Here is an 18,854-nt window from a genome sequence, read left to right on the forward strand (position 1 = left end):
TTGCCTGAAACAGGACAATGGATGTCCGCTACCTTGCCAATAAACCAATGGACCTTTGAAAACTCAGAATCTTGGATTTCTTCAGCCTGCCGGCCCATTTCTTTGAAAAAAATATCACTTCCACAATTGGGCATAATTAAAAACAGGTTTTTTTTAAAGAACATTTATGTCCATCAATTCCAAACAGGTATCGCTTTAGTACTCGTAATGAAAAGATCCTTAAACCCGTTTTATGCAATATCAATTCTATTCCGGTCTGAGATTGCTTAATAATCAGTCGGTTGTTTTCTGTTTTTGACTTCACCATATTGGATGATACATTTTTACCACAATATTCTGATTTTCTTTTAGTTACAATCCTAACAGGAAGTCTAATGCATGTTTCGGGTTAAACGGTCCTCTCCTTTTGCCCAATACTGGGGAATTTGGTCTTTCAACCCAATTCTTACAAAATCAATACTGCTTGTACAAAATCGGGAAATCATAATTCTGAAATTTCAGCCCTGTGGTAAATCGGCTTTTTTATAAAAAATAAAATTCAATTCCACCCCTCAAATGACAGAATAAAATTCCAAATTTATCTGCTAAATTGGACAGTAGAAACCTCATTGATCGATTACACTTTCATGGATCCCATCAACTTCAAAACCGCCCTGTCCGATTCAGATTTGTTGGGCATCCTGAAACTCCAGCAGGAAAACCATATCCACAGTCTAAATTCCCTGGATCAGGGATTCCTCTATGTCTTGCACAGTTTCGAAGACCTCAAGAAAATGAATGATTTTGCCCCGCATGTCATCGGTATGGGTGGTGATGCTGTGGCCGCATATGTGTTGGCGATGACCGTAGATTGTAAGGAAGATGTCCCAGTCCTTATCCCGATGTTTGATCTTTTTGAAAAAATTGATTTCAAAGGTAAAAAAATCTCCGAATACCAATATCTGGTTGTAGGACAAGTTTGTGTAGGCCAACACTACCGGGGCAATGGGATCTTTGACAAGGGTTACCAATACTATCGGGATACCTTCAAACAGGACTATGATTTTGCCATTACCGAAGTCAGTACCCGCAACCACCGTTCACTCAAAGCCCATCAGCGGGTAGGTTTCACTGAAATCCATCGCTACACCGATCCCCTGAGTGAAGAATGGAGCATTGTCCTTTGGGATTGGAAATGATTTGGTGAATTCTATCCAGCTAGCGGAAATCCAATCCCTGATTTCTATTTCTTTTTGTGCCGCTCAATCAATACTTCCATCACCTCATCCAGTTCAATATTCTTGGCTTCCAGCAGAATCAGGTAGTGAAACATCAAGTCTGCCGCTTCACCGAGAAACAAATCTTTGTTGTCGTCCTTGGCTTCAATGACAATTTCCACCGCTTCCTCCCCCACTTTCTGGGCGATTTTGTTGATGCCTTTGGCAAAAAGCGAAGCGGTATAAGATTTGTCTGTGGGATTGTTTTTCCTGTCCTTGATGATGGTTCTCAAATCATCGATGAAAAAGGTCTTGGAACGATTGGTCTCCTCAAAACAGGTATCGTCACCTTTGTGACAAACCGGTCCCAGTGGCTCCGCTTTGATCAAAAGGGTATCCTGATCACAGTCGATTTTGATGGATTTCACCATCAGGAAATTCCCGGAAGTCTCTCCCTTGGTCCAAATCCGCTGTTTGGTCCTGCTGAAAAAAGTCACTTTTCCGGTTTCTATCGTTTTGTCGATGGCTTCTTGGTTCATGTACCCAAGCATCAAGACCTTTTGGGAGGACTCATCTTGGATGATACAAGGCACGAGGCCGTCTACTTTTTTGAAATCTATCGTTAAATTATTCATTCGGATTGTAAGAAGAAATGCGTCTATTGATACTATTTGCTTTTGGCATGAATTATAGGGATTGTGCCTTCGGCAAATATTGAATTGTGGTTTTGCTCCGCAAGATAGAAATGAATCAGAATACGAAGGTCAATTCCGGTTGTTTTTCAGGGTATTTTTGCGGTGACTATTTTCAATTTGTTGGTTTGGGTTAAGAAATCCAGAAATTAATTTCCCTATTCAAACCTTCACCAACTGAAAAAGCCGTCCCGAAAACCGGGGAAAGCGCCAACCTATTGGCTTCTGATGGGCAGACCTTCTTTGTCGAGGTATTTTTTCAACTCCGGTATCGGGATTTCCTTGAAATGGAAAATGCTGGCAGCCAAGGCGGCATCTGCTTTTCCAAAGGTAAATACATCCTTGAAGTCGGCCATATTGCCCGCGCCTCCGGAAGCGATGACGGGAATGGACAGCATCGCCGAAATCTCGGCAGTGATTTCATTGGCAAAACCTGACTTGGTTCCGTCATGATCCATGGATGTCAAAAGGATCTCTCCTGCTCCCCGATCACAAACTTCCTGCGCCCATTTCTGGGTGACCAGAAGAGTTGGCGTTCTTCCTCCATGGGTATGGACAAAGTCGATCCCATCTACATTTCGGGTATCGATGGCAACCACAATACACTGACTGCCGAACTCCCGCGCCATTTCATTGATGATTCCCGGGTTTTTGACAGCGGCTGAGTTGATCGATATTTTGTCCGCGCCGGCGTTGAGCAAAACCTTGACATCCTCCACGGTGGAAATTCCTCCGCCAACTGTAAACGGAATGTTGATGGCCTTGGCCACTTTCGTCACCAGCTCCACCAATGTTTTCCGCTTGTCCACTGTAGCGGTGATGTCCAGGAAAACCAACTCATCTGCTCCTTCGTCGGAGTAGATTTTGGCCAACTCGACCGGATCCCCCGCATCCCTCAATTGGATGAAATTGACTCCTTTTACGGTTCTGCCTTCCTTGATATCCAAGCAGGGGATGATTCTTTTTGTCAACATATTTTTGTAAATGCAAAATCTGAACAAAGGGTACAAAGTCTTAAGTACAAGATCCTAAGAGGGAACTGGACTTATTTTGTGCTTTTTAATTGTTTTTCTGAAAGGATGCCAATTCTTCCAAACTTATGCGGCCTTCATAGTAGGCTTTTCCCACAATGGTTCCGAAAACGCCCATTTTTTCCAATTCCTCCAAATCCGAAACACTGGCAACTCCTCCACTGGCGATGAGTTTGATCCCGGGAATTTCCTGAAGAATGTCCCTGTAGAGTTCCATAGAGGGCCCTTGAAGCAAGCCATCCTTGGCAACATCTGTGCAGATCACATATTGAATCCCCTTGGCATGGTAGGCTTTGATGAAATCGATCAGGTCCTCCTGTGTCGTCTCTTCCCAACCGGAAATGGCTATTTTTCGGTCCTTGGCATCTGCCCCGAGAATGATTTTATCGCCGCCATGAACGCTGATCCATGAATTGAACAATTCGGGATTCTTCACCGCGACACTTCCACCCGTGACTTGTTTGGCACCAAGCTGAAAAGCCAATGCGATATCCACATCGGACTGAACGCCACCGCCAAAATCAATCTGAAGGCTGGTATTCTCCGCAATTGTTTTTAGAACTTCCCGGTTGATGATTTTTTTGGCTTTGGCCCCATCGAGGTCCACGAGGTGTAGTCTTTTGATCCCGACATCCTCAAACCTTCTGGCCATAAGCAGAGGACTATCCGAATATTCCTTTTTCTGTAAATAATCTCCTTGCGTAAGACGGACACATTTGCCGTCGATGATATCTATTGCGGGTATGATTTCCATTGAGTAGAATGTATGTTTTTTCGAAAGACAGACAAGTCAAAACGCCGAGGATTCCCCCAGCCTTTAAATGGGTCCTTCTGATTTTCGAATGTTCTGTTATAGTTTTAGAAAGTTGCTCAGAATCTTTTCTCCCACCAAGCCACTTTTCTCGGGGTGTGCCTGCATGGCATAGAAATTATCCCGATGAAGCAATGCCGAGAAATCTTTGATATAGTGGGTTTGGGCAATGGTAAATTCACTCAGTTCTGCATAAAAACTATGGACATAATACACAAAGGATTCGTCATCCAAGCCCTTCAACAAAGGTGACTTCAAGTCAAAAAGATTGTTCCAGCCGACGTGAGGCACTTTGGATTCTGCATAGCTTTCGGGAAGGAATTTTTTGACCTTCACCGGAAATACTCCCAGACATGGGGTATTGTTTTCCTCCGAATGCGAACAAAGCAATTGAAGTCCCAGACAAACCCCGAAAAAAGGTTGTTTCAAATTAGGGATAAGTTTGTCAAGGTTCCTTTCCTTGAGATAATGCATCGCGGTGCTGGCTTCTCCCTGACCGGGAAAAATGACCTTGTCTGCCTTGGTGATCTCATCCACCTCATCGGTAAGTACAGCTTCTGCCCCCAAACGTTCCAAAGCATATAGGACGGATTGCACATTCCCTGAATTGTATTTTATGACTGCTACTTTCATTTAATCGGGCAAGTATTGATAAATATCAAAGGAGAAAATCTCCTGTCTGTTAAAGTTTAAGTTGTATTGGTAAAATAAATCGTTTGGAATTTTCAATCCAAACGATTTATTTTTGAAAAACCCATAGGTTGCTTGACTCAATTGATTTTCTGTTCCTTGTTTGTCAACTCTTCCAGCATTTCCTCCAACGCAGATTCTATTTCGGGCAATGAGGCAAACAATTGCTCATAGCTTTCTATGATGAAATATTTGTCTTGGAATTTATTTTTCCAATAAGGTGTATTCAATATTTTTCGGACATCGTACTGATAATGGGCGGGCTCCTCCGAAAGACTGAATTTGGTTTCTCCAGCAGAACTCAAAATTCCGGCACCGTAGATTTTCAATTCCCCCTCTTCTCTGATCAAGCCAAACTCAATGGTAAACCAGTAAATCCTGGAGATCAATTCGATTGCCATTTTATTGTCAATGTGCTTCAATGCTATTCCACTCAATTGCTGGAGAAAATCAACATAAGGCTGATTGGTAAGCATGGGCATATGGGCAAAAGCATCATGAAACATGTCCGGCTCTTCCAGATAATCCAACTGCTCCATTTTCCTCAACCAAGTGGAAGAAGGGAAACGCTTGTTGAACATCAAGCCAAAAAACAGGTCATCATCGATCAAACCAGGGACAACCTGTATGGCCCAACCCGTAGTATTGGCCAATTTTTGGTTCACCTCCTCAAAATCAGCGATACGATCCGAAGAAAAATTGATTTCTTTGATCCCTTCCAGATAGGCTTTTGTTGCTGCGTCGGGAAGATTGACAATCTGTCTTTCAAACAAAATTTTCCAGACTTTAAAATCCTCTTCCGTGTAGGCCTCGTATTCCTGTTTCATTTCTTTTAGTCTTGGGTCACTGAAGACCCAGTCATTTGGTTTTGCTATCATTACTATTTGGGTTTAATTCTTTCAATAGTCAAACGAGGTGAAGGAGGTCGGGTTCGTCATTCCCCAGAATCCATCGGAACACCCAAGCAAATCTCAGGAATTCATTTTCACACTCTAAAACAAAAAAGCCTAATCCAAAAATGGGTTAGGCTTTTTTGTAAGCATATACATACAACAGCGACCTATCCCTTAGGAAATTAAATGATAATGGAAATAGGAAATGCTGCTTTTGCTTTGATTCATGTTGCTAAGATACTATTTACTTGGCGACTTGCCAATTTATTTTTCTTGCGGAAATCCAGTGTTTCACATTGGAATTGGATATGAATTGCTAGAAAATCATCCAGCAGGTCAATTCGGTTTTTACAACAGGGAAAATGTTTTCCTTAAGGCAAAAGTTTTGCGGATCTGATCTGCCAATAGTGCACTTTGAGCAAAATCCAAGGTTTGTTGACCGTCAGAATATGCCAATTCAGGTACTTGGTGCGTTTCATAAATGATGCCGTCAGCACCGGCCATCACTCCAGCAAGGGCCATTTGAGGGACATAAGCCCGTATGCCCATCCCATGTGAAGGATCCACAATCACTGGCAAATGTGATTTGGCTTTCAATATTGGTACTGCATTCAAATCCAAGGTATTCCTGCTGGCCCTTTCATACGTTCTGATTCCTCGTTCGCAAAGGATCAGTTTTTCATTGCCCCCTGAAAACACATATTCGGCAGATTGCAGCAATTCCTCTATGGTGCCAGAAATCCCTCTTTTGATCATAACGGCCTTGTCCACTTTACCCAATTCATCCAAAAGATTGAAATTTTGGGTGTTTCGCGCACCTACTTGGTAGATGTCTACATAAGGGTACATTTCCTCGATCTGGGAAACCTGCATCACTTCGGTTACGATTTTGATACCCGCTTCTCTTGCGAGGTTGTACCACAATATCAAGCCTTCCAAACCAAGTCCCCTAAAGGCGTAAGGACTGCTTCTGGGTTTGAAAACCCCTCCACGCATCATGGTAATCCCATTGTCCTTCAAGTGTTGGATCACGCTTTTGATCTGTTCTTCTGATTCAATCGAGCAGGGCCCTGCAATAATGGCCATGTCTCCATCTTTGATCAAAATCCCATCTCCCAAATCAATGGAAGTAGGCTTGGCTTTCCATTTTTTGGAAACCATTTTGTACTCGTCGGAAACAATATGGATATCCTGAATCCCTTCCTTGTGACCAATGCGCCTGATGTCAATTTCCTTGGATCCGATGCCTACCAAATATTCGCCCAATTGGGTTTTAACTTCGGTAATTTTATAGCCCATCTGATTGATTTCCAATATGATGGATTCTTTTTGTGGCTCGGTAATGTCTAACTTAAGTTGAATGATCATATCCTTATCGAATTACTTCCTGAATGTAGGTCTTGATGTCCTCCTTCAGGTTTTTACTGTCCTTGATTTTTTTGATGAATGAACTGCCAATAATGGCTCCATTGCTGTATTGGGAAACTTTGGAGAAAGACTCGGCATCCGAGATGCCAAAACCGATCAATCTGGGATTTTTCAAATCCATGGCAGCCACCCTTTCAAAGTACGTTACCTGCTCATCCGAAATCCCTGTTTTGGCGCCTGTGATGCTGTGGGAGGAAACCATGTAGATAAAGCCATTGGAATGTTGATCGATTTCCCGGATTCTTTTTTCGCTGGTCTGAGGAGAAATCAAAAATGTATTTCTCAACTCATATTTGTCGAAAAGACCCTTGAACTCATCCAGGAATTGCTGCATCGGAAGGTCGGGTAAAATCAGTCCATCGACACCAACTTCCTTGCACTTCGCACAAAAATTCTCCATTCCATATTGAATGATAGGGTTCAAATACCCCATAAAAACGACAGGTATGGAAACCGTCTTTCGCATTTCTTTGAGTTGCTCAAAAAGAACCTTTAGACTCATGCCATTCTCTAAAGCGATCATATTGCTGTCCTGAATCGTGGGACCATCAGCAATCGGATCTGAATAAGGAATCCCAATCTCAATGATATCCGCCCCCGCTGCTTCGATTGCTTCCATGATAGGCAAGGTGTCCTCTAGCTTGGGAAAGCCCGCCGTAAAATAAATGGACAGTACCCGTTCTTTTTTTTGTTGAAATAATTGATCTATTCGGTTCATGAATGCTGGTTGGTTTTTGGTTTGATTGGAATTTTTCTGAACAAACGAGGAATATTGCGATCAATATCCCCCCCACTTGATGTAGGTGTCCAGATCCTTGTCCCCTCTACCGGATAGATTGATCACGATCACATCGTCTTTTTTGAATTCAATCATACTCAGCGCGTGCAAGGCGTGGGCCGTCTCTATGGCTGGAATAATCCCTTCCGTTCGACTCAAGGCTATTCCTGCATTCATGGCATCTTCATCTTCCACGGCCACGAATTCGGCCCTTCCGATGTCGAACAAATGTGCATGCACGGGACCGATGCCCGGATAATCCAGTCCCGCAGAAATGGAGTGCGGTTCGATTACCTGACCATCCGCAGTCTGCATCAGCAAGGTTTTACTGCCGTGCAAAATCCCTGAAGTGCCCAAAACAGTTGTTGCTGCTGATTTTCCGGAACTGATGCCCAATCCTGCTGCTTCTACCGCAACCAATCTCACTTTGGGAACATTGTAATAATGGTAAAATGCCCCAGCCGCATTGCTACCGCCACCGACACAAGCCACGACGATATCAGGATTTTCATTGCCTTCTTTTTCCAGCAACTGCCATTTCATTTCTTCACTGATCACGGATTGGAACCTTGCCACCATTTCCGGATAAGGATGCGGTCCTACGACCGATCCTATGATATAATGCGTGTCAACAGGATTGTTGATCCACTGCCGCATGGCTTCGTTGGTTGCATCTTTGAGCGTTTGGCTTCCTGAAGTAGCAGGAACCACTTTTGCTCCGAGAATCCTCATTCTTTCTACATTGGGGCGCTGACGCTGAATGTCGATGGATCCCATGTAAATGGTACAATCCATTCCCATCAACGCACAGACCGTGGCTGTGGCGACACCATGTTGGCCTGCTCCGGTTTCGGCAATGATCCGCTTTTTGCCCAGTTTCTTGGCCAAAATGATCTGACCGATCGTGTTGTTGATCTTATGGGCTCCCGTGTGGCAAAGGTCTTCCCTTTTCAGGTAAATTTTGGCGCCGAATTTTTCCGAAAGCCTTGTTGCAAAATAGAGCGGGGTTGGCCTTCCGACATAATCTTTTAGCAACAACTTGAATTCCTTTTGAAATTCTTCCGTTGCCACTATGCTTTCGTAATTTTCCCTCAATTCTTCAATATTGGGATGAAGCATCTCGGGGATATAAGCTCCTCCAAATTTTCCGTAAAATCCTTTTTCGTCAACTCTTATCATCATTTTATGAGACATGAAACCCATCACTCCTGTCATTTCCAAAAGGAAAGGGTCTCGGCTATTGTTCTTGTTTTTGAGGGATAAAATTGAATTGCCTAAAATTTTATCCTACCAATCTTTTTTTTGTATTCCTAAGAAGGAATCTTTCTTTTAAATATCCCTTCTGAACCTACTGATCAAATCCAAATTTTTCATTCCGGGTTCCATTTCAAACTTTGAATTGATATCCACACCTGCCATTTGGGGGATTTTCGAATCCAATGCCTTGATGGCAGCGATGTTTTCCAAACCGAGGCCCCCACTCAGAAGAAATGGTTTTTCAAAAGGATAATCCAATAAGATTTCCCAGTTGAACGTCTTCCCAGATCCTCCATAGGCTTCGGTAAAGGTGTCAAAGAGGAAATAATCAATGTTTTCCAAATAGGGCTCCATGGATTTCCAGTCGATTTCTTCATTGACCGAAAAGACTTTGAAGATGAGAACATTGGTTTTCTGCCTCAATTCCTCAACAAATGCTACACTTTCCCCACCATGAAGCTGGACGGCTTTCAAACCGAAAAGCACAATTTTATGCAAGATTTCAGTCAAAGAGGCATTTACGAAAACGCCCACTTTATCCACTGGTAGGGCTTTGATGGCAGGAGCAGAATGGTCATCCACAAACCTTGGTGACTTTGGGTAGAAGATCAAACCCATCCAATCGGGATGGATTCCTTCGACCATTTCCCTTGCGTTGTCCGGGTCACGCATCCCACAGACTTTCAGTTTCATTTTTCCAGCACCAAGCCTTTGGACTCCCTCAAGAGTTTTCTGTATTCATTCATAAAATTATAGGCTGCCTGATGGGGACGACTGGATTTCATGAAGGTTTCCCCGATCAGAAAACCGTCAAATCCTGCGTTTTTCAATTCCACCAAAGTCTCCGGTTTGGAAATGCCGCTTTCTGATATTTTCACAAATTCATTGGGGATGCTATTGACCAAGTCAAAAGAAGTTTTCAAGTCAACCTCAAAAGTCTTCAAACTTCTGTTGTTGATCCCGACCAGATCCAAGTGTTCATTCAGCGATTCATCCAACTCTTGGGCATCATGGACTTCCATCAAAACCTCCATCCCAAGAGATTTGGCAAATGCCGCCAATTCCTTCAAACGTTTGGGATCCAAAGCTGCCGCTATCAGAAGGATACAATCCGCTCCGATGGATTTTGACTCCAATATTTGGTATTCGTCCACGATAAAATCTTTCCTTAGGATAGGACAGAAATTGAACTTTCTGGCCATTTTAAGGTCTTCGATACTTCCTCCAAAAAACTCTTTATCTGTCAAAACAGAAAGTGCTGACGCACCCGCTTGCATGTAACCAATACTTGTTTTTTCAATGGAAGCGGTCACATTGATGGCGCCTTTGGAAGGTGATTTCCGTTTGAATTCGGCAATGATGCCAGTTTTCTCAGGATCGGCCACGTACTTTTTCATCGAGACCACTTTGCTTTGAAAATAAATGCTTTGCTCCAATAATTTTACCGGAACCAAGCTACTTTTCTCTGCAACCTCAATATGTTTGAATGCAATTATTTTTTCTAGAATATTCATATCAATCTACACTTTAAGCGAATGAAACTGTTGTTTTGGGTTTTACCAAGGCATCAAAGACCTGAAGGGCCTTACCACTCATCAAGGCTTCCTCTGCCTCAGCGATAGCTTCCACAAAGGTCAATGAAGATTTGGCTGTTTGTAAGGCAGCTGCAGCATTTGCGATCACCACTGAGTTTTGGGCAAGAGTCCCTTTTCCCCTCAAAATATTCTCAAATATCGCTGCAGATTCTTTCACAGTTTCTCCGCCTGTAATTTCGGAAGCATTGATCTTCGGCAATCCAAGATCCCCGGGACTGACCAACTTTTCTCCCTGATTGGAAATCATTTTGAAATCCCCGGTGAGGGAGATCTCATCATAGCCCCCGAGGGAATGGAGAATGGTAAAGTCAATTTTTTGCTCTTGGTAAAGGTACGCGTATAGCCTTGCCAACTCAAGACTAAAAACACCCACCAATTGTTTCTTTGGAAAGCTGGGATTTACCATGGGGCCGAGCATGTTGAAGAAGGTTTTTACGCCCAAATCCTTTCTGATGGGACCCACATTTTTCATGGCTGGATGAAACAAGGGCGCATGGAGAAAAGAAATACCCGCTTCGTCCATACTCCTTCTGATTTTGTCGATGTCATTCGTGAATTCATAACCAAAATAAGCCAAGAGATTTGAAGAGCCACAAATCGAAGAAACTCCTGTATTGCCATGCTTGGCAACTGGCTGGCCTGCCGCGGCCACGATAAAAGAGGCTAGCGTGGAAATATTGAAAGTATCCTTACCGTCTCCACCTGTACCGCATAGGTCAATGGCATCGTATTCAGATATTTCCACGGGGATACAAAGTTCAAGCATGGCCTCCCTAAATCCGCTCAACTCCTCCACCGTAATGCTCCGCATCAGATAGACAGTAAGAAAGGCAGCGATCTGGCTTTGGTTATATTGACCTGTGGTTATTTTTTTAAGCACTTCCTTTGCCTGATCCTTGTTCAGGGTCCGGTGTTCAAAAAGTTGATTGAGAATATCTTTCATGGTTGGATGAATAGTTGGTGTGTAAATGGTCTATCAGTGGGGGTTGTGGTTCGATAGTCTAAGATTTTTTTTAATGTTAAGCTTTGGCGTGAAACATTGGGATTAGCTTTCAAGCCAGTTTTTCATCATCTGCTCTCCATGTTCGGTGAGCACACTTTCAGGATGAAATTGTAATCCACGGACCTTTTGGTCCTTGTGCCTGACACCCATGATCTGTCCATCCGGCGTCCTTGCAATGACTTCAAGATTAGGAGACAAGGTCTGCTCGTTGATCACCCAAGAATGATATCGGCCAATTTTAAATTTATCGGGAAGTCCTTGAAAAAGCAAGTCTTCCTCCACTTTCACTTCTGAGGCCAGGCCATGGACCACTTCTTTTAAGTTGATCAAATCTCCTCCAAAAGCCTCTCCTATGGCTTGGTGTCCCAGGCATATTCCCAAAATATCCTTTGTTTCAGAATATGTTTTCAGCAAATCGGGCATCACGCCTGCCTCTGCCGGCAAACCAGGCCCTGGGGACAGCAGGATTTTATCATACTCCTTTATTTTTTCCAGGGAGATCATGTCATTCCTGAAAATATCCATTTGTGGACCATAGCCAAGTTTTCGAATGATGTAAACAAGATTATAGGTAAAGGAATCGTAATTGTCGAGTACCAGTATTTTCATTTTTTTGAAAGATTCGTGTTTTTGATAGCAAAGGATTCAAGATTCCGTGTCTTGCTTAAATATTTTCTGCCGTCTTGAGTGCCACCCGTAGGGCTTCAAGTTTGTTGGTGACTTCTTGGAGCTCAGAGGCAATCGAAGATTTGGCAACAACGCCAGCACCAGCTTGAAAACGAAGTTGGTTTCCTTCCGAAACAAAGGATCGGATCAAGATGGCATGGTTGAAATCCCCATTGAAACCCAGGTACCCGATTGCTCCTCCGTAGAATCCCCTTGAAGTATTTTCAAGTCCATCGATCAATTCCATTGCCCTGTATTTGGGCGCTCCAGAAAGCGTCCCTGCTGGAAACGTATCCGCCACCAATTGGAGCGGATTGGTATTTTCCGGCAAGATTCCCGTCACTTTGGATACCAAATGGATGACGTGGGAATAGTATTGGATTTCTTTGAATACCTCTACCTCCACTTTTTCCGAGGAGCGGCTCAAATCGTTTCGAGCCAAATCCACGAGCATTACATGTTCTGAATTTTCTTTGGGATCATCATACAATGCCGTGGCCAGTTTGGCATCTGCCAAATCGTTACCCGTTCTCTTGAAAGTCCCTGCAATCGGGAAAATTGTCGCTTTTTGGTCCTTGATGACAATTTGGGCTTCGGGTGAACTCCCAAAAACCTTGAAAGAGCCATAATCGAAATAGAACAAATAAGGCGATGGGTTCACCGATCTCAGCGCCCTGTACACATTGAATTCATCCCCCTTAAAACGTGTGGTATAATTTCTGGAAAGCACAATTTGGAATACATCTCCCCTAAAGCAATGTTCCTGGCCCTTTTTCAGGATTTCCAAAAACTCCTCATCACTATAATTGGAAGATTCGTTTCCTTCCTGCCTGAAGGAATAGGCAGGGATATTTTTATTGTTCAGCAAGGTTTCAAGCTGGGACAATGTTTCCTCTGAAGCATCACCTTCCAAAAAGTGCTCGAAAAGGTACATTTCATTCTTGAAATGATCCACCACGATCACGTTCTTATAAACGGAATATTGCATGATGGGAATTGCAGACGATTTGGTTTTAGACAAGTGAATATCCTCAAAATACGCCAAGGTATCATATTGCATGTACCCAAAAAGGCCATTGCTGATGAATTTGAATTTACTGTCCTCGTCTTTGAACCTCTTGGAAAAATCGCGAAGTGCATCTATCAGCTTTAGGTTGTCATCAACCGGGTAGGATTGGATTTCTCCAGATGGCAATTCTTCTTTCACCTCACCATTGTTAAAGGAAAAAGAGGCCAATGGATTAAAACAAATGTAGGAGTAACTGTTTTCCTGACCATGGTAATCCGAGCTTTCCAACAGTATGGGATTGGCGAATCGATCCCTGATTTGTAAATAAATACTAACAGGAGTAATCGTATCGGCCAACAATTTTTTGTATCGGGTGATGATTTTAAATTTGTCTTTGGTGTTCATGGTTTGGGTTAGATTTTTTATATAAAAAAAGGCCTACCAGGGAAAACCGGTAAGCCTTTATGTATATTTTACACAACCTATAAATTAGGCAACAGCAAACGGTCTTTTCCCGGAAAGAAAATGATTTTGCCACCACCAATATTGATTCTGTATTTTTTCCATATTTCTATTGGGACAAATATAAAGATGCATTCCTTGTAACAAAAAATTATTGTGAAAAAATTCCATTAATTTTGTGACCTAAACATTGACAAATATGAAATCAGCATTGCCACAATATTTCAAGAAGATTTTTGATGATTATAAAGTCTTGGTAAAAGTAGATCCTACAGATTATACAGGAATTGAATTGATCATCCATCCGGATGGAAAGGTCGAGAAAACGGAAATTGAATTTGATGAGGAAATTTTTGAAGACCTTGAAGAAGATGCATTCGAAAACTGCAGCCCTTTGGAATTCAACCTGCATCTCAATGGAATTGGGTAGTCCATTGCTTTAGGTTTTCAGGTCTTCGTTCAATTCCGGAAAAACCAAAGCTGGCTGCTTCACAGTAGGCAAAAAAAATCTTGGCACTTTTAGGTGCCAAGAAGTCAAATTTTTCTATTCAACAACCCGAATTATTTATCTAATGGGATGTTGTTGTTGTTGTTGTTGTTTTGAATTGGCATCTGAGGCTGGTTAGGCATCCAGGCAGGAGCCAATTCTCTTTCCTCCAATTTCACCAAAACTCCTTTCTCGAAAGTAGCCAAAACATAAAATTTATTGTCCCTTACCACTCTATAGGTTACGATCCCTCCATCGAGACCACTCAGGACAGCTTCTTTATTCTGTCTTAAAAACTTCTTCTCTGTCATTCCTTGTGAATATTCTGGGTTTGGACCAAACAAAGTGCAAGAGCCAAGCAATAAAAGGGTGAATAAAACAATCGAAGATTTTTTCATAATAATATTTTTATTTGTACTTGAAAGTTACGCAAAAATTTTGCCAAAAAATATGCCTCTGATCAACAGGGACTTAAAAAAACACCTTCGAAAAAACATCGATTTTTTTGCAATGGATAGATTTTCCAGTACATTTGTGACCTAGCGGCACGACCAGCTCCTGCTTAATCCCCCAGGTCCGGAAGGAAGCAAGGGTAGGCAGTCGTAGCGGTGCGATGCCGCTTCTTTTTTTTTTATTATTGCTAGATTAATTTATCAAGGCCACATCAAGGCCTTTTTTTTGTTTTATCACCTATGTTCTTTTTACATTTCGTAATCTTTCGTTTTTTAAAACTTCCAATTTCTGATTAATCGTTTAACTTTGTCCAATCTTTAAACCATAAACCAACTTAGATGAAATTCTTTATTGACACTGCAAATCTTGACGAAATCAGGGAAGCGTATGACCTGGGCATATTGGATGGTGTAACCACCAATCCTTCATTGATGGCCAAAGAAGGCATCACCGGAGAAGAAAATGTAAGGGCCCATTACAAAACAATCTGTGATATTGTCGATGACAAAGTGAGTGCGGAAGTCATTTCCACTGACTACGAAGGCATGATCAGAGAAGGAAAAGAACTTGCGAAGATCGATGATAAAATCGTCGTTAAAATACCGATGACAAAAGATGGCATCAAAGCCATCAAGTATTTTAGCAATGCCGGAATCAGAACGAACTGCACCTTGGTGTTTTCCGCGGGACAAGCAATTTTAGCAGCAAAAGCCGGAGCAACCTACCTCTCTCCCTTTGTTGGAAGATTGGATGACATTTCCTTCGACGGCTTGCAATTGATTGAGCAAATTGTACATATCTATCGCACATATGAATTTGAGACACAAGTGCTAGCCGCTTCGGTGAGACATTCCATGCACCTGATCAAATGTGCCGAAATCGGTGCGGATGTGGTGACCTGTCCACTAAAAGTCATCACGGGTTTATTGAATCACCCCTTGACCGATTCGGGATTGGCTCAGTTTCTTGCCGACCATGCCAAAGCTGCAGGCAAATAAACCATTCATGCAACTTTGATCATTTTGGGAAATCCTTTGGGGTTTCCCAAATTTGTGAGATCAAAAATACTTCTCTGACTTACCTTGCGTTCATCTCTAAACACCTTTCCAATGTACATCATCAAAGTAAAGGGCAAAGCTAAAATACCAAACTACATCCAGATCAGGGACGAAAACTTTGTATTGGTTGCTTATTTCCGAGCGGATAGGCCGATGAAAAACATGGAGAAATTTGGTCTGGAAGGAAAAGAAGAGGCTTTGGAAGCGTTGATACTTGGCCTTCCATTTGGTAAACTTCAAAAACTAGAACTTTAAAATGGATTTTTCCAGCGAACCCGTAATCCGTGTTAAAGATGCCTGCATCTTTCAGGGATTCAACGCCATACTTCAAAACGTTAATTTCTCCATAGCCAAAGATGAGTTTGTCTTCCTTATCGGAAGAACCGGAAGCGGAAAAAGCTCCTTGCTCAAAACCTTGTATGCAGACCTTGACCTTAAAATGGGCGAGGCAGAAATCGTAGGCTTCAACCTACAGAAAATCAAAAAAAACGAAGTCCCCTACCTGAGGAGAAAACTAGGCATCGTTTTTCAGGACTTTCAACTCTTTCCGGATCGATCCATCGCTGAAAACATCTTCTTTGTCATGAAAGCTACTGGCTGGAAAGACAAAATGAAAATGAAAAGCCGAATGGCAGAAGTCCTGATGCAAGTCAATCTAGGCGACTCTGCCACCAAAATGCCACACCAGCTTTCGGGCGGTGAACAACAAAGGGTTGTGATCGCACGGGCTTTGATCAACCAACCTTCAATTCTGCTGGCCGATGAGCCTACGGGAAATCTGGATCCGGAGGTAGCAGATGGGGTTTTCAAGCTTTTTCAGGAAATTAACAGTCAAGGTACTGCGATCCTCATGGCCACACACAACCATGACCTATTGCGGAAGTACCCTTACCGGGTATTGAAATGCGAAAAAGGGCAACTTCTTGACAGCAAGACTTCAGATATCACCATCAACACCTCTTTTTGAGGTGTTTTTTTTTACGGTTATACCCATTCCCTTTTTTTATCCAGAATTCTAAGACATCGAAAAAGTTACGTGAAGCATCAAACTTGATTAAGTTAGATGGAATATACAGTTGATTTCCCAATAGGATTGAAACTTTAAGAAAATCAGGTTGCTTGGAAAATAAGCCATTCTACCTATTCGGTGATGTCAAAACCAATCTTCAAATGACTGATTATTATTCATTTATATCCTGAAATTGAATTGACATTGCACAATACGGGTTTGATCTAATGGTGAGGTTTCACCAAATATCCATAAACCTAAAATATGCATCCCGTTTCCCAAGAGGATCGAAATTTCAGGAAAATCAGACTATTTGAAGGATGTGGCATAGTACCGATATGAAGAAATCAAAAATAGGGCACACCAGACTGATGATCAGGCAATAATTAAGTGGGAATGGAATTGGTTGCGCATAAAACAGGATAAAGATTTAATTAATAAAAATTCATTTATTTTTTTGTAAGATTTCGTTAATATTAAACCCTGGTTATGAAAAATTGGTTGAATAGAAAAATGGAATAAGAATATGAAAGTTTACTTTAGAAATTCCCTAAAAGCGCTGGTTTTGCTCAGCATTATTTTCAGCTTAAATTCCTGTAAGGACAAGGAAGAAGTGGAGCCGCCGATCGTTGCAGAAGATTCCCCGAATGTGGCCGTCAATAAATGGATAAAAGATGTAATGGACGAAGTCTATTTCTGGTTGGACGATATGAAAACCCCAATTGCATCGAGCTCCGATCCAGAAGATTATTACGAATCCCTACTCTTTAGACCCACGGATAGGTTTTCGGCAATCTACCCTGATTATCAGGAGTTGATCAATAGCCTACAAGGAATCAACAAGGAAGCTGGGTATGAGTTTTCCTTGGTAAGGGAAAGCAATGAAAATGAAAATGTTTTGGCTTTTGTCACCTACATCAAAAAAGGCAGTCCGGCTGCTTCAAAAGATGTCAGACGCGGTGATGTGATCAACCAGATCAATGGCCAATCCATGAACCTCAACAATTACCGAACGCTACTTGGACAGATTGGAGATTCCCACAGCATCACTTTCCTGAGATACAACGCCGTTACCGGACAGTATTCAGCCCAGGCTCCGGTTTCTTTAGAGACGGTTTCTCTTGCTGAAAACCCTAATTTTCTGGATACGGTTTATACCATCAACAATCAAAAAATAGGCTATGCGGTGTACCATTTCTTTGCACCAGGCATCGATGGACAACCCACTCGATATGATGACCAGGCCGACGAAATTTTCGCGAAATTCAAAGCAGAAGGAATCAACCATTTGATCTTGGATTTCAGATACAACGGAGGTGGATTTGTATCCAGCGCTGTGAACTTGGCAAGTCTTATTGCGCCCAATGTGAAATCAACAGATGTTTTTTCCAAGACGAAATACAACAGCTTTCTGATGAGCTTTTCCCAATTTCAAAACAACAACACTCCTTTCAAAAACAAATCCCAAAATTTGGGGCCAATTTTATCCGGAAACAAAATTTACATCATCACCTCAAGCCGAACTGCTTCAGCCAGTGAATTGATCATCAATGGATTGAAACCTTACATGGACGTGGTTGTGATCGGTGGAAGGACTGTTGGGAAAAACGTAGGATCAATAGCACTGGAGGATGAGGAAAACCCAAAAAACAACTACGGGATCTTACCGATTGTCACCAGAAGTTTCAACAGCCTTGACCAATCTGATTATGGAAACGGATTTCCTGCCGATGTAGAAGGAAACGAATTGAGCCAGCCTGTACTCCTACCTCTTGGCGACACCAATGAATACTTGTTGAAGTTGGCCATTGGAAAAATCACCGCGCAACCTAGTGGCAGGATGAATTTGGTGGACAGACTGGATATCGGAAGTTCAATGGAATCAAAAGTGAGGTTTGGAAGGATGATCGAAGAGAACATCGAGCTTTTCGACAAATAATCAGAAGCAAGTTATTATTTTTCTCCCGTCGTAAAGAAATTTATGGCGGGAGTTTTTTTTTGTCACTTCAAACCGTTTTTATACAATGCCAATTCAATTCCAGCCTTAAATCCGAAATATGCATTGGCCTTTTTTAGGATATTGAAACCGAAAGAAAATCAGACAATTGGGAGACTAATTCCTGACACCGATATGGTGAAGCCTATAAAAGCCGACAACTAACTAATCAACAGATAAATACAGTATTGATTGGCATTCGTAATGCATAAAACGGGTTGTAGCACGTAATAATCAGTCTTTGTTTGCTACTTTTAACTTTGCCATATCAGGCCTCTACCCTATTATCCAAATAGTCTTATTTTCTTGCCGTTTCATTTTCATTGGAGAATCTGATGCA

At 42.1% G+C, this 18,854-nt stretch carries 20 protein-coding genes and 1 other RNA gene; 7 read left to right on the forward strand and 14 right to left on the reverse strand.

The features are described from left to right. The first annotated feature begins 626 nt into the window (after window positions 1-626). Entirely contained in the window at window positions 627-1,178 is a 552-nt protein-coding gene (locus Q7J63_RS16645) for an N-acetyltransferase (RefSeq protein WP_019597717.1), read from the forward strand. 44 nt (window positions 1,179-1,222) lie between these two features. On the opposite strand, the gene hisIE is transcribed toward Q7J63_RS16645, so the two are convergent. From hisIE to Q7J63_RS16710, 13 genes are all read right to left on the reverse strand, one after another. After that, window positions 1,223-1,831 (reverse strand): bifunctional phosphoribosyl-AMP cyclohydrolase/phosphoribosyl-ATP diphosphatase HisIE, encoded by a 609-nt coding sequence (hisIE, locus tag Q7J63_RS16650; protein ID WP_304887758.1) that lies wholly within the window; start codon window positions 1,829-1,831, stop codon window positions 1,223-1,225. A gap of 272 nt (window positions 1,832-2,103) precedes the next feature. Then, a complete protein-coding gene (gene hisF, locus Q7J63_RS16655; RefSeq protein ID WP_304887760.1) occupies window positions 2,104-2,862 on the reverse strand; it encodes an imidazole glycerol phosphate synthase subunit HisF in 759 nt (252 codons plus the stop codon). A gap of 85 nt (window positions 2,863-2,947) precedes the next feature. Continuing rightward, window positions 2,948-3,673 carry a 1-(5-phosphoribosyl)-5-[(5-phosphoribosylamino)methylideneamino]imidazole-4-carboxamide isomerase gene (gene hisA / locus Q7J63_RS16660; protein WP_019597720.1) on the reverse strand — a complete coding sequence of 242 codons (726 nt, stop codon included), beginning with the start codon at window positions 3,671-3,673 and terminating at the stop codon, window positions 2,948-2,950. A 96-nt stretch (window positions 3,674-3,769) separates the two neighbouring features. Next, entirely contained in the window at window positions 3,770-4,363 is a 594-nt protein-coding gene (gene hisH / locus Q7J63_RS16665; RefSeq protein ID WP_304887762.1) for an imidazole glycerol phosphate synthase subunit HisH, read from the reverse strand. Window positions 4,364-4,500: 137 nt separating this feature from the next. After that, window positions 4,501-5,298, reverse strand: coding sequence for a phenylalanine 4-monooxygenase (locus Q7J63_RS16670; RefSeq protein ID WP_304887764.1), 798 nt, complete (start codon window positions 5,296-5,298; stop codon window positions 4,501-4,503). Between the two features lie 363 nt (window positions 5,299-5,661). Next, complete coding sequence (aroF, locus tag Q7J63_RS16675) at window positions 5,662-6,681, reverse strand: 3-deoxy-7-phosphoheptulonate synthase (protein WP_019597723.1); 1,020 nt, start codon at window positions 6,679-6,681, stop codon at window positions 5,662-5,664. A gap of 4 nt (window positions 6,682-6,685) precedes the next feature. Then, a complete protein-coding gene (gene trpA, locus Q7J63_RS16680) occupies window positions 6,686-7,459 on the reverse strand; it encodes a tryptophan synthase subunit alpha (protein ID WP_019597724.1) in 774 nt (257 codons plus the stop codon). Window positions 7,460-7,519: 60 nt separating this feature from the next. Next, window positions 7,520-8,698, reverse strand: a complete 1,179-nt coding sequence (gene trpB / locus Q7J63_RS16685; RefSeq protein WP_304887880.1) for a tryptophan synthase subunit beta — start codon at window positions 8,696-8,698, stop codon at window positions 7,520-7,522. 150 nt (window positions 8,699-8,848) lie between these two features. Then, window positions 8,849-9,469 (reverse strand): phosphoribosylanthranilate isomerase, encoded by a 621-nt coding sequence (locus Q7J63_RS16690; RefSeq protein WP_304887767.1) that lies wholly within the window; start codon window positions 9,467-9,469, stop codon window positions 8,849-8,851. After that, window positions 9,466-10,290, reverse strand: coding sequence for an indole-3-glycerol phosphate synthase TrpC (gene trpC, locus Q7J63_RS16695; protein ID WP_304887768.1), 825 nt, complete (start codon window positions 10,288-10,290; stop codon window positions 9,466-9,468). The genes Q7J63_RS16690 and trpC overlap by 4 nt, the downstream gene beginning before the upstream one ends. 13 nt (window positions 10,291-10,303) lie before the next feature. Further along, window positions 10,304-11,314: an anthranilate phosphoribosyltransferase gene (gene trpD, locus Q7J63_RS16700; RefSeq protein WP_304887770.1), complete on the reverse strand. Its 1,011-nt coding sequence runs from the start codon at window positions 11,312-11,314 to the stop codon at window positions 10,304-10,306. 102 nt (window positions 11,315-11,416) lie between these two features. Next, complete coding sequence (locus Q7J63_RS16705; protein WP_019597730.1) at window positions 11,417-11,983, reverse strand: aminodeoxychorismate/anthranilate synthase component II; 567 nt, start codon at window positions 11,981-11,983, stop codon at window positions 11,417-11,419. A 55-nt stretch (window positions 11,984-12,038) separates the two neighbouring features. Continuing rightward, window positions 12,039-13,454, reverse strand: coding sequence for an anthranilate synthase component I family protein (locus tag Q7J63_RS16710; RefSeq protein WP_304887773.1), 1,416 nt, complete (start codon window positions 13,452-13,454; stop codon window positions 12,039-12,041). 256 nt (window positions 13,455-13,710) lie between these two features. On the opposite strand from Q7J63_RS16710, the gene Q7J63_RS16715 reads away from it, so the two are divergent. After that, complete coding sequence (locus Q7J63_RS16715; protein WP_304887774.1) at window positions 13,711-13,941, forward strand: hypothetical protein; 231 nt, start codon at window positions 13,711-13,713, stop codon at window positions 13,939-13,941. Window positions 13,942-14,072: 131 nt separating this feature from the next. Here the strand turns inward: Q7J63_RS16715 and Q7J63_RS16720 are convergent, their stop codons facing one another. Next, entirely contained in the window at window positions 14,073-14,396 is a 324-nt protein-coding gene (locus Q7J63_RS16720; protein WP_304887776.1) for a hypothetical protein, read from the reverse strand. A 141-nt stretch (window positions 14,397-14,537) separates the two neighbouring features. On the opposite strand from Q7J63_RS16720, the gene ffs reads away from it, so the two are divergent. The 5 genes from ffs (at window position 14,538) to Q7J63_RS16745 (ending at window position 18,457) form a co-directional block, all read left to right on the forward strand. Next, an RNA gene (gene ffs / locus Q7J63_RS16725) (signal recognition particle sRNA small type) lies at window positions 14,538-14,624 on the forward strand. Window positions 14,625-14,789: 165 nt separating this feature from the next. Next, the gene (fsa, locus tag Q7J63_RS16730) at window positions 14,790-15,449 is read left to right on the forward strand and encodes a fructose-6-phosphate aldolase (protein ID WP_019597736.1); all 660 of its coding nucleotides are present in this window, start codon (window positions 14,790-14,792) and stop codon (window positions 15,447-15,449) included. 111 nt (window positions 15,450-15,560) lie between these two features. Then, on the forward strand, window positions 15,561-15,764 hold the full coding sequence (locus tag Q7J63_RS16735; RefSeq protein WP_019597738.1) for a hypothetical protein: 204 nt from the start codon (window positions 15,561-15,563) through the stop codon (window positions 15,762-15,764). A 1-nt stretch (window position 15,765) separates the two neighbouring features. Then, window positions 15,766-16,476, forward strand: a complete 711-nt coding sequence (locus Q7J63_RS16740) for a cell division ATP-binding protein FtsE (protein ID WP_019597739.1) — start codon at window positions 15,766-15,768, stop codon at window positions 16,474-16,476. Window positions 16,477-17,044: 568 nt separating this feature from the next. Beyond that, window positions 17,045-18,457 carry a S41 family peptidase gene (locus tag Q7J63_RS16745; protein WP_304887779.1) on the forward strand — a complete coding sequence of 471 codons (1,413 nt, stop codon included), beginning with the start codon at window positions 17,045-17,047 and terminating at the stop codon, window positions 18,455-18,457. The last annotated feature ends 397 nt before the right edge of the window (window positions 18,458-18,854 follow it).

It is taken from the genome of Rhodonellum sp. (genome assembly GCF_030656585.1).
Taxonomy (GTDB): Bacteria; Bacteroidota; Bacteroidia; order Cytophagales; family Cyclobacteriaceae; genus Rhodonellum; species Rhodonellum psychrophilum.

Excerpts from the sequence above, each read along its gene's own strand:
- Q7J63_RS16690 (WP_304887767.1), bottom strand. The coding sequence starts at position 9,469 with ATGAAACTGAAAGTCTGTGGGATGCGTGACCCGGACAACGCAAGGGAA.
- aroF (WP_019597723.1), bottom strand. The coding sequence starts at position 6,681 with ATGATCATTCAACTTAAGTTAGACATTACCGAGCCACAAAAAGAATCC.
- trpD (WP_304887770.1), bottom strand. The coding sequence starts at position 11,314 with ATGAAAGATATTCTCAATCAACTTTTTGAACACCGGACCCTGAACAAG.
- hisIE (WP_304887758.1), bottom strand. The coding sequence starts at position 1,831 with ATGAATAATTTAACGATAGATTTCAAAAAAGTAGACGGCCTCGTGCCT.
- Q7J63_RS16715 (WP_304887774.1), top strand. The coding sequence starts at position 13,711 with ATGAAATCAGCATTGCCACAATATTTCAAGAAGATTTTTGATGATTAT.
- Q7J63_RS16705 (WP_019597730.1), bottom strand. The coding sequence starts at position 11,983 with ATGAAAATACTGGTACTCGACAATTACGATTCCTTTACCTATAATCTT.
- hisH (WP_304887762.1), bottom strand. The coding sequence starts at position 4,363 with ATGAAAGTAGCAGTCATAAAATACAATTCAGGGAATGTGCAATCCGTC.
- hisA (WP_019597720.1), bottom strand. The coding sequence starts at position 3,673 with ATGGAAATCATACCCGCAATAGATATCATCGACGGCAAATGTGTCCGT.
- hisF (WP_304887760.1), bottom strand. The coding sequence starts at position 2,862 with ATGTTGACAAAAAGAATCATCCCCTGCTTGGATATCAAGGAAGGCAGA.
- Q7J63_RS16735 (WP_019597738.1), top strand. The coding sequence starts at position 15,561 with ATGTACATCATCAAAGTAAAGGGCAAAGCTAAAATACCAAACTACATC.
- trpB (WP_304887880.1), bottom strand. The coding sequence starts at position 8,698 with ATGATAAGAGTTGACGAAAAAGGATTTTACGGAAAATTTGGAGGAGCT.
- Q7J63_RS16720 (WP_304887776.1), bottom strand. The coding sequence starts at position 14,396 with ATGAAAAAATCTTCGATTGTTTTATTCACCCTTTTATTGCTTGGCTCT.
- Q7J63_RS16745 (WP_304887779.1), top strand. The coding sequence starts at position 17,045 with ATGAAAGTTTACTTTAGAAATTCCCTAAAAGCGCTGGTTTTGCTCAGC.
- fsa (WP_019597736.1), top strand. The coding sequence starts at position 14,790 with ATGAAATTCTTTATTGACACTGCAAATCTTGACGAAATCAGGGAAGCG.
- Q7J63_RS16740 (WP_019597739.1), top strand. The coding sequence starts at position 15,766 with ATGGATTTTTCCAGCGAACCCGTAATCCGTGTTAAAGATGCCTGCATC.
- Q7J63_RS16645 (WP_019597717.1), top strand. The coding sequence starts at position 627 with ATGGATCCCATCAACTTCAAAACCGCCCTGTCCGATTCAGATTTGTTG.
- Q7J63_RS16670 (WP_304887764.1), bottom strand. The coding sequence starts at position 5,298 with ATGATAGCAAAACCAAATGACTGGGTCTTCAGTGACCCAAGACTAAAA.
- trpC (WP_304887768.1), bottom strand. The coding sequence starts at position 10,290 with ATGAATATTCTAGAAAAAATAATTGCATTCAAACATATTGAGGTTGCA.
- Q7J63_RS16710 (WP_304887773.1), bottom strand. The coding sequence starts at position 13,454 with ATGAACACCAAAGACAAATTTAAAATCATCACCCGATACAAAAAATTG.
- trpA (WP_019597724.1), bottom strand. The coding sequence starts at position 7,459 with ATGAACCGAATAGATCAATTATTTCAACAAAAAAAAGAACGGGTACTG.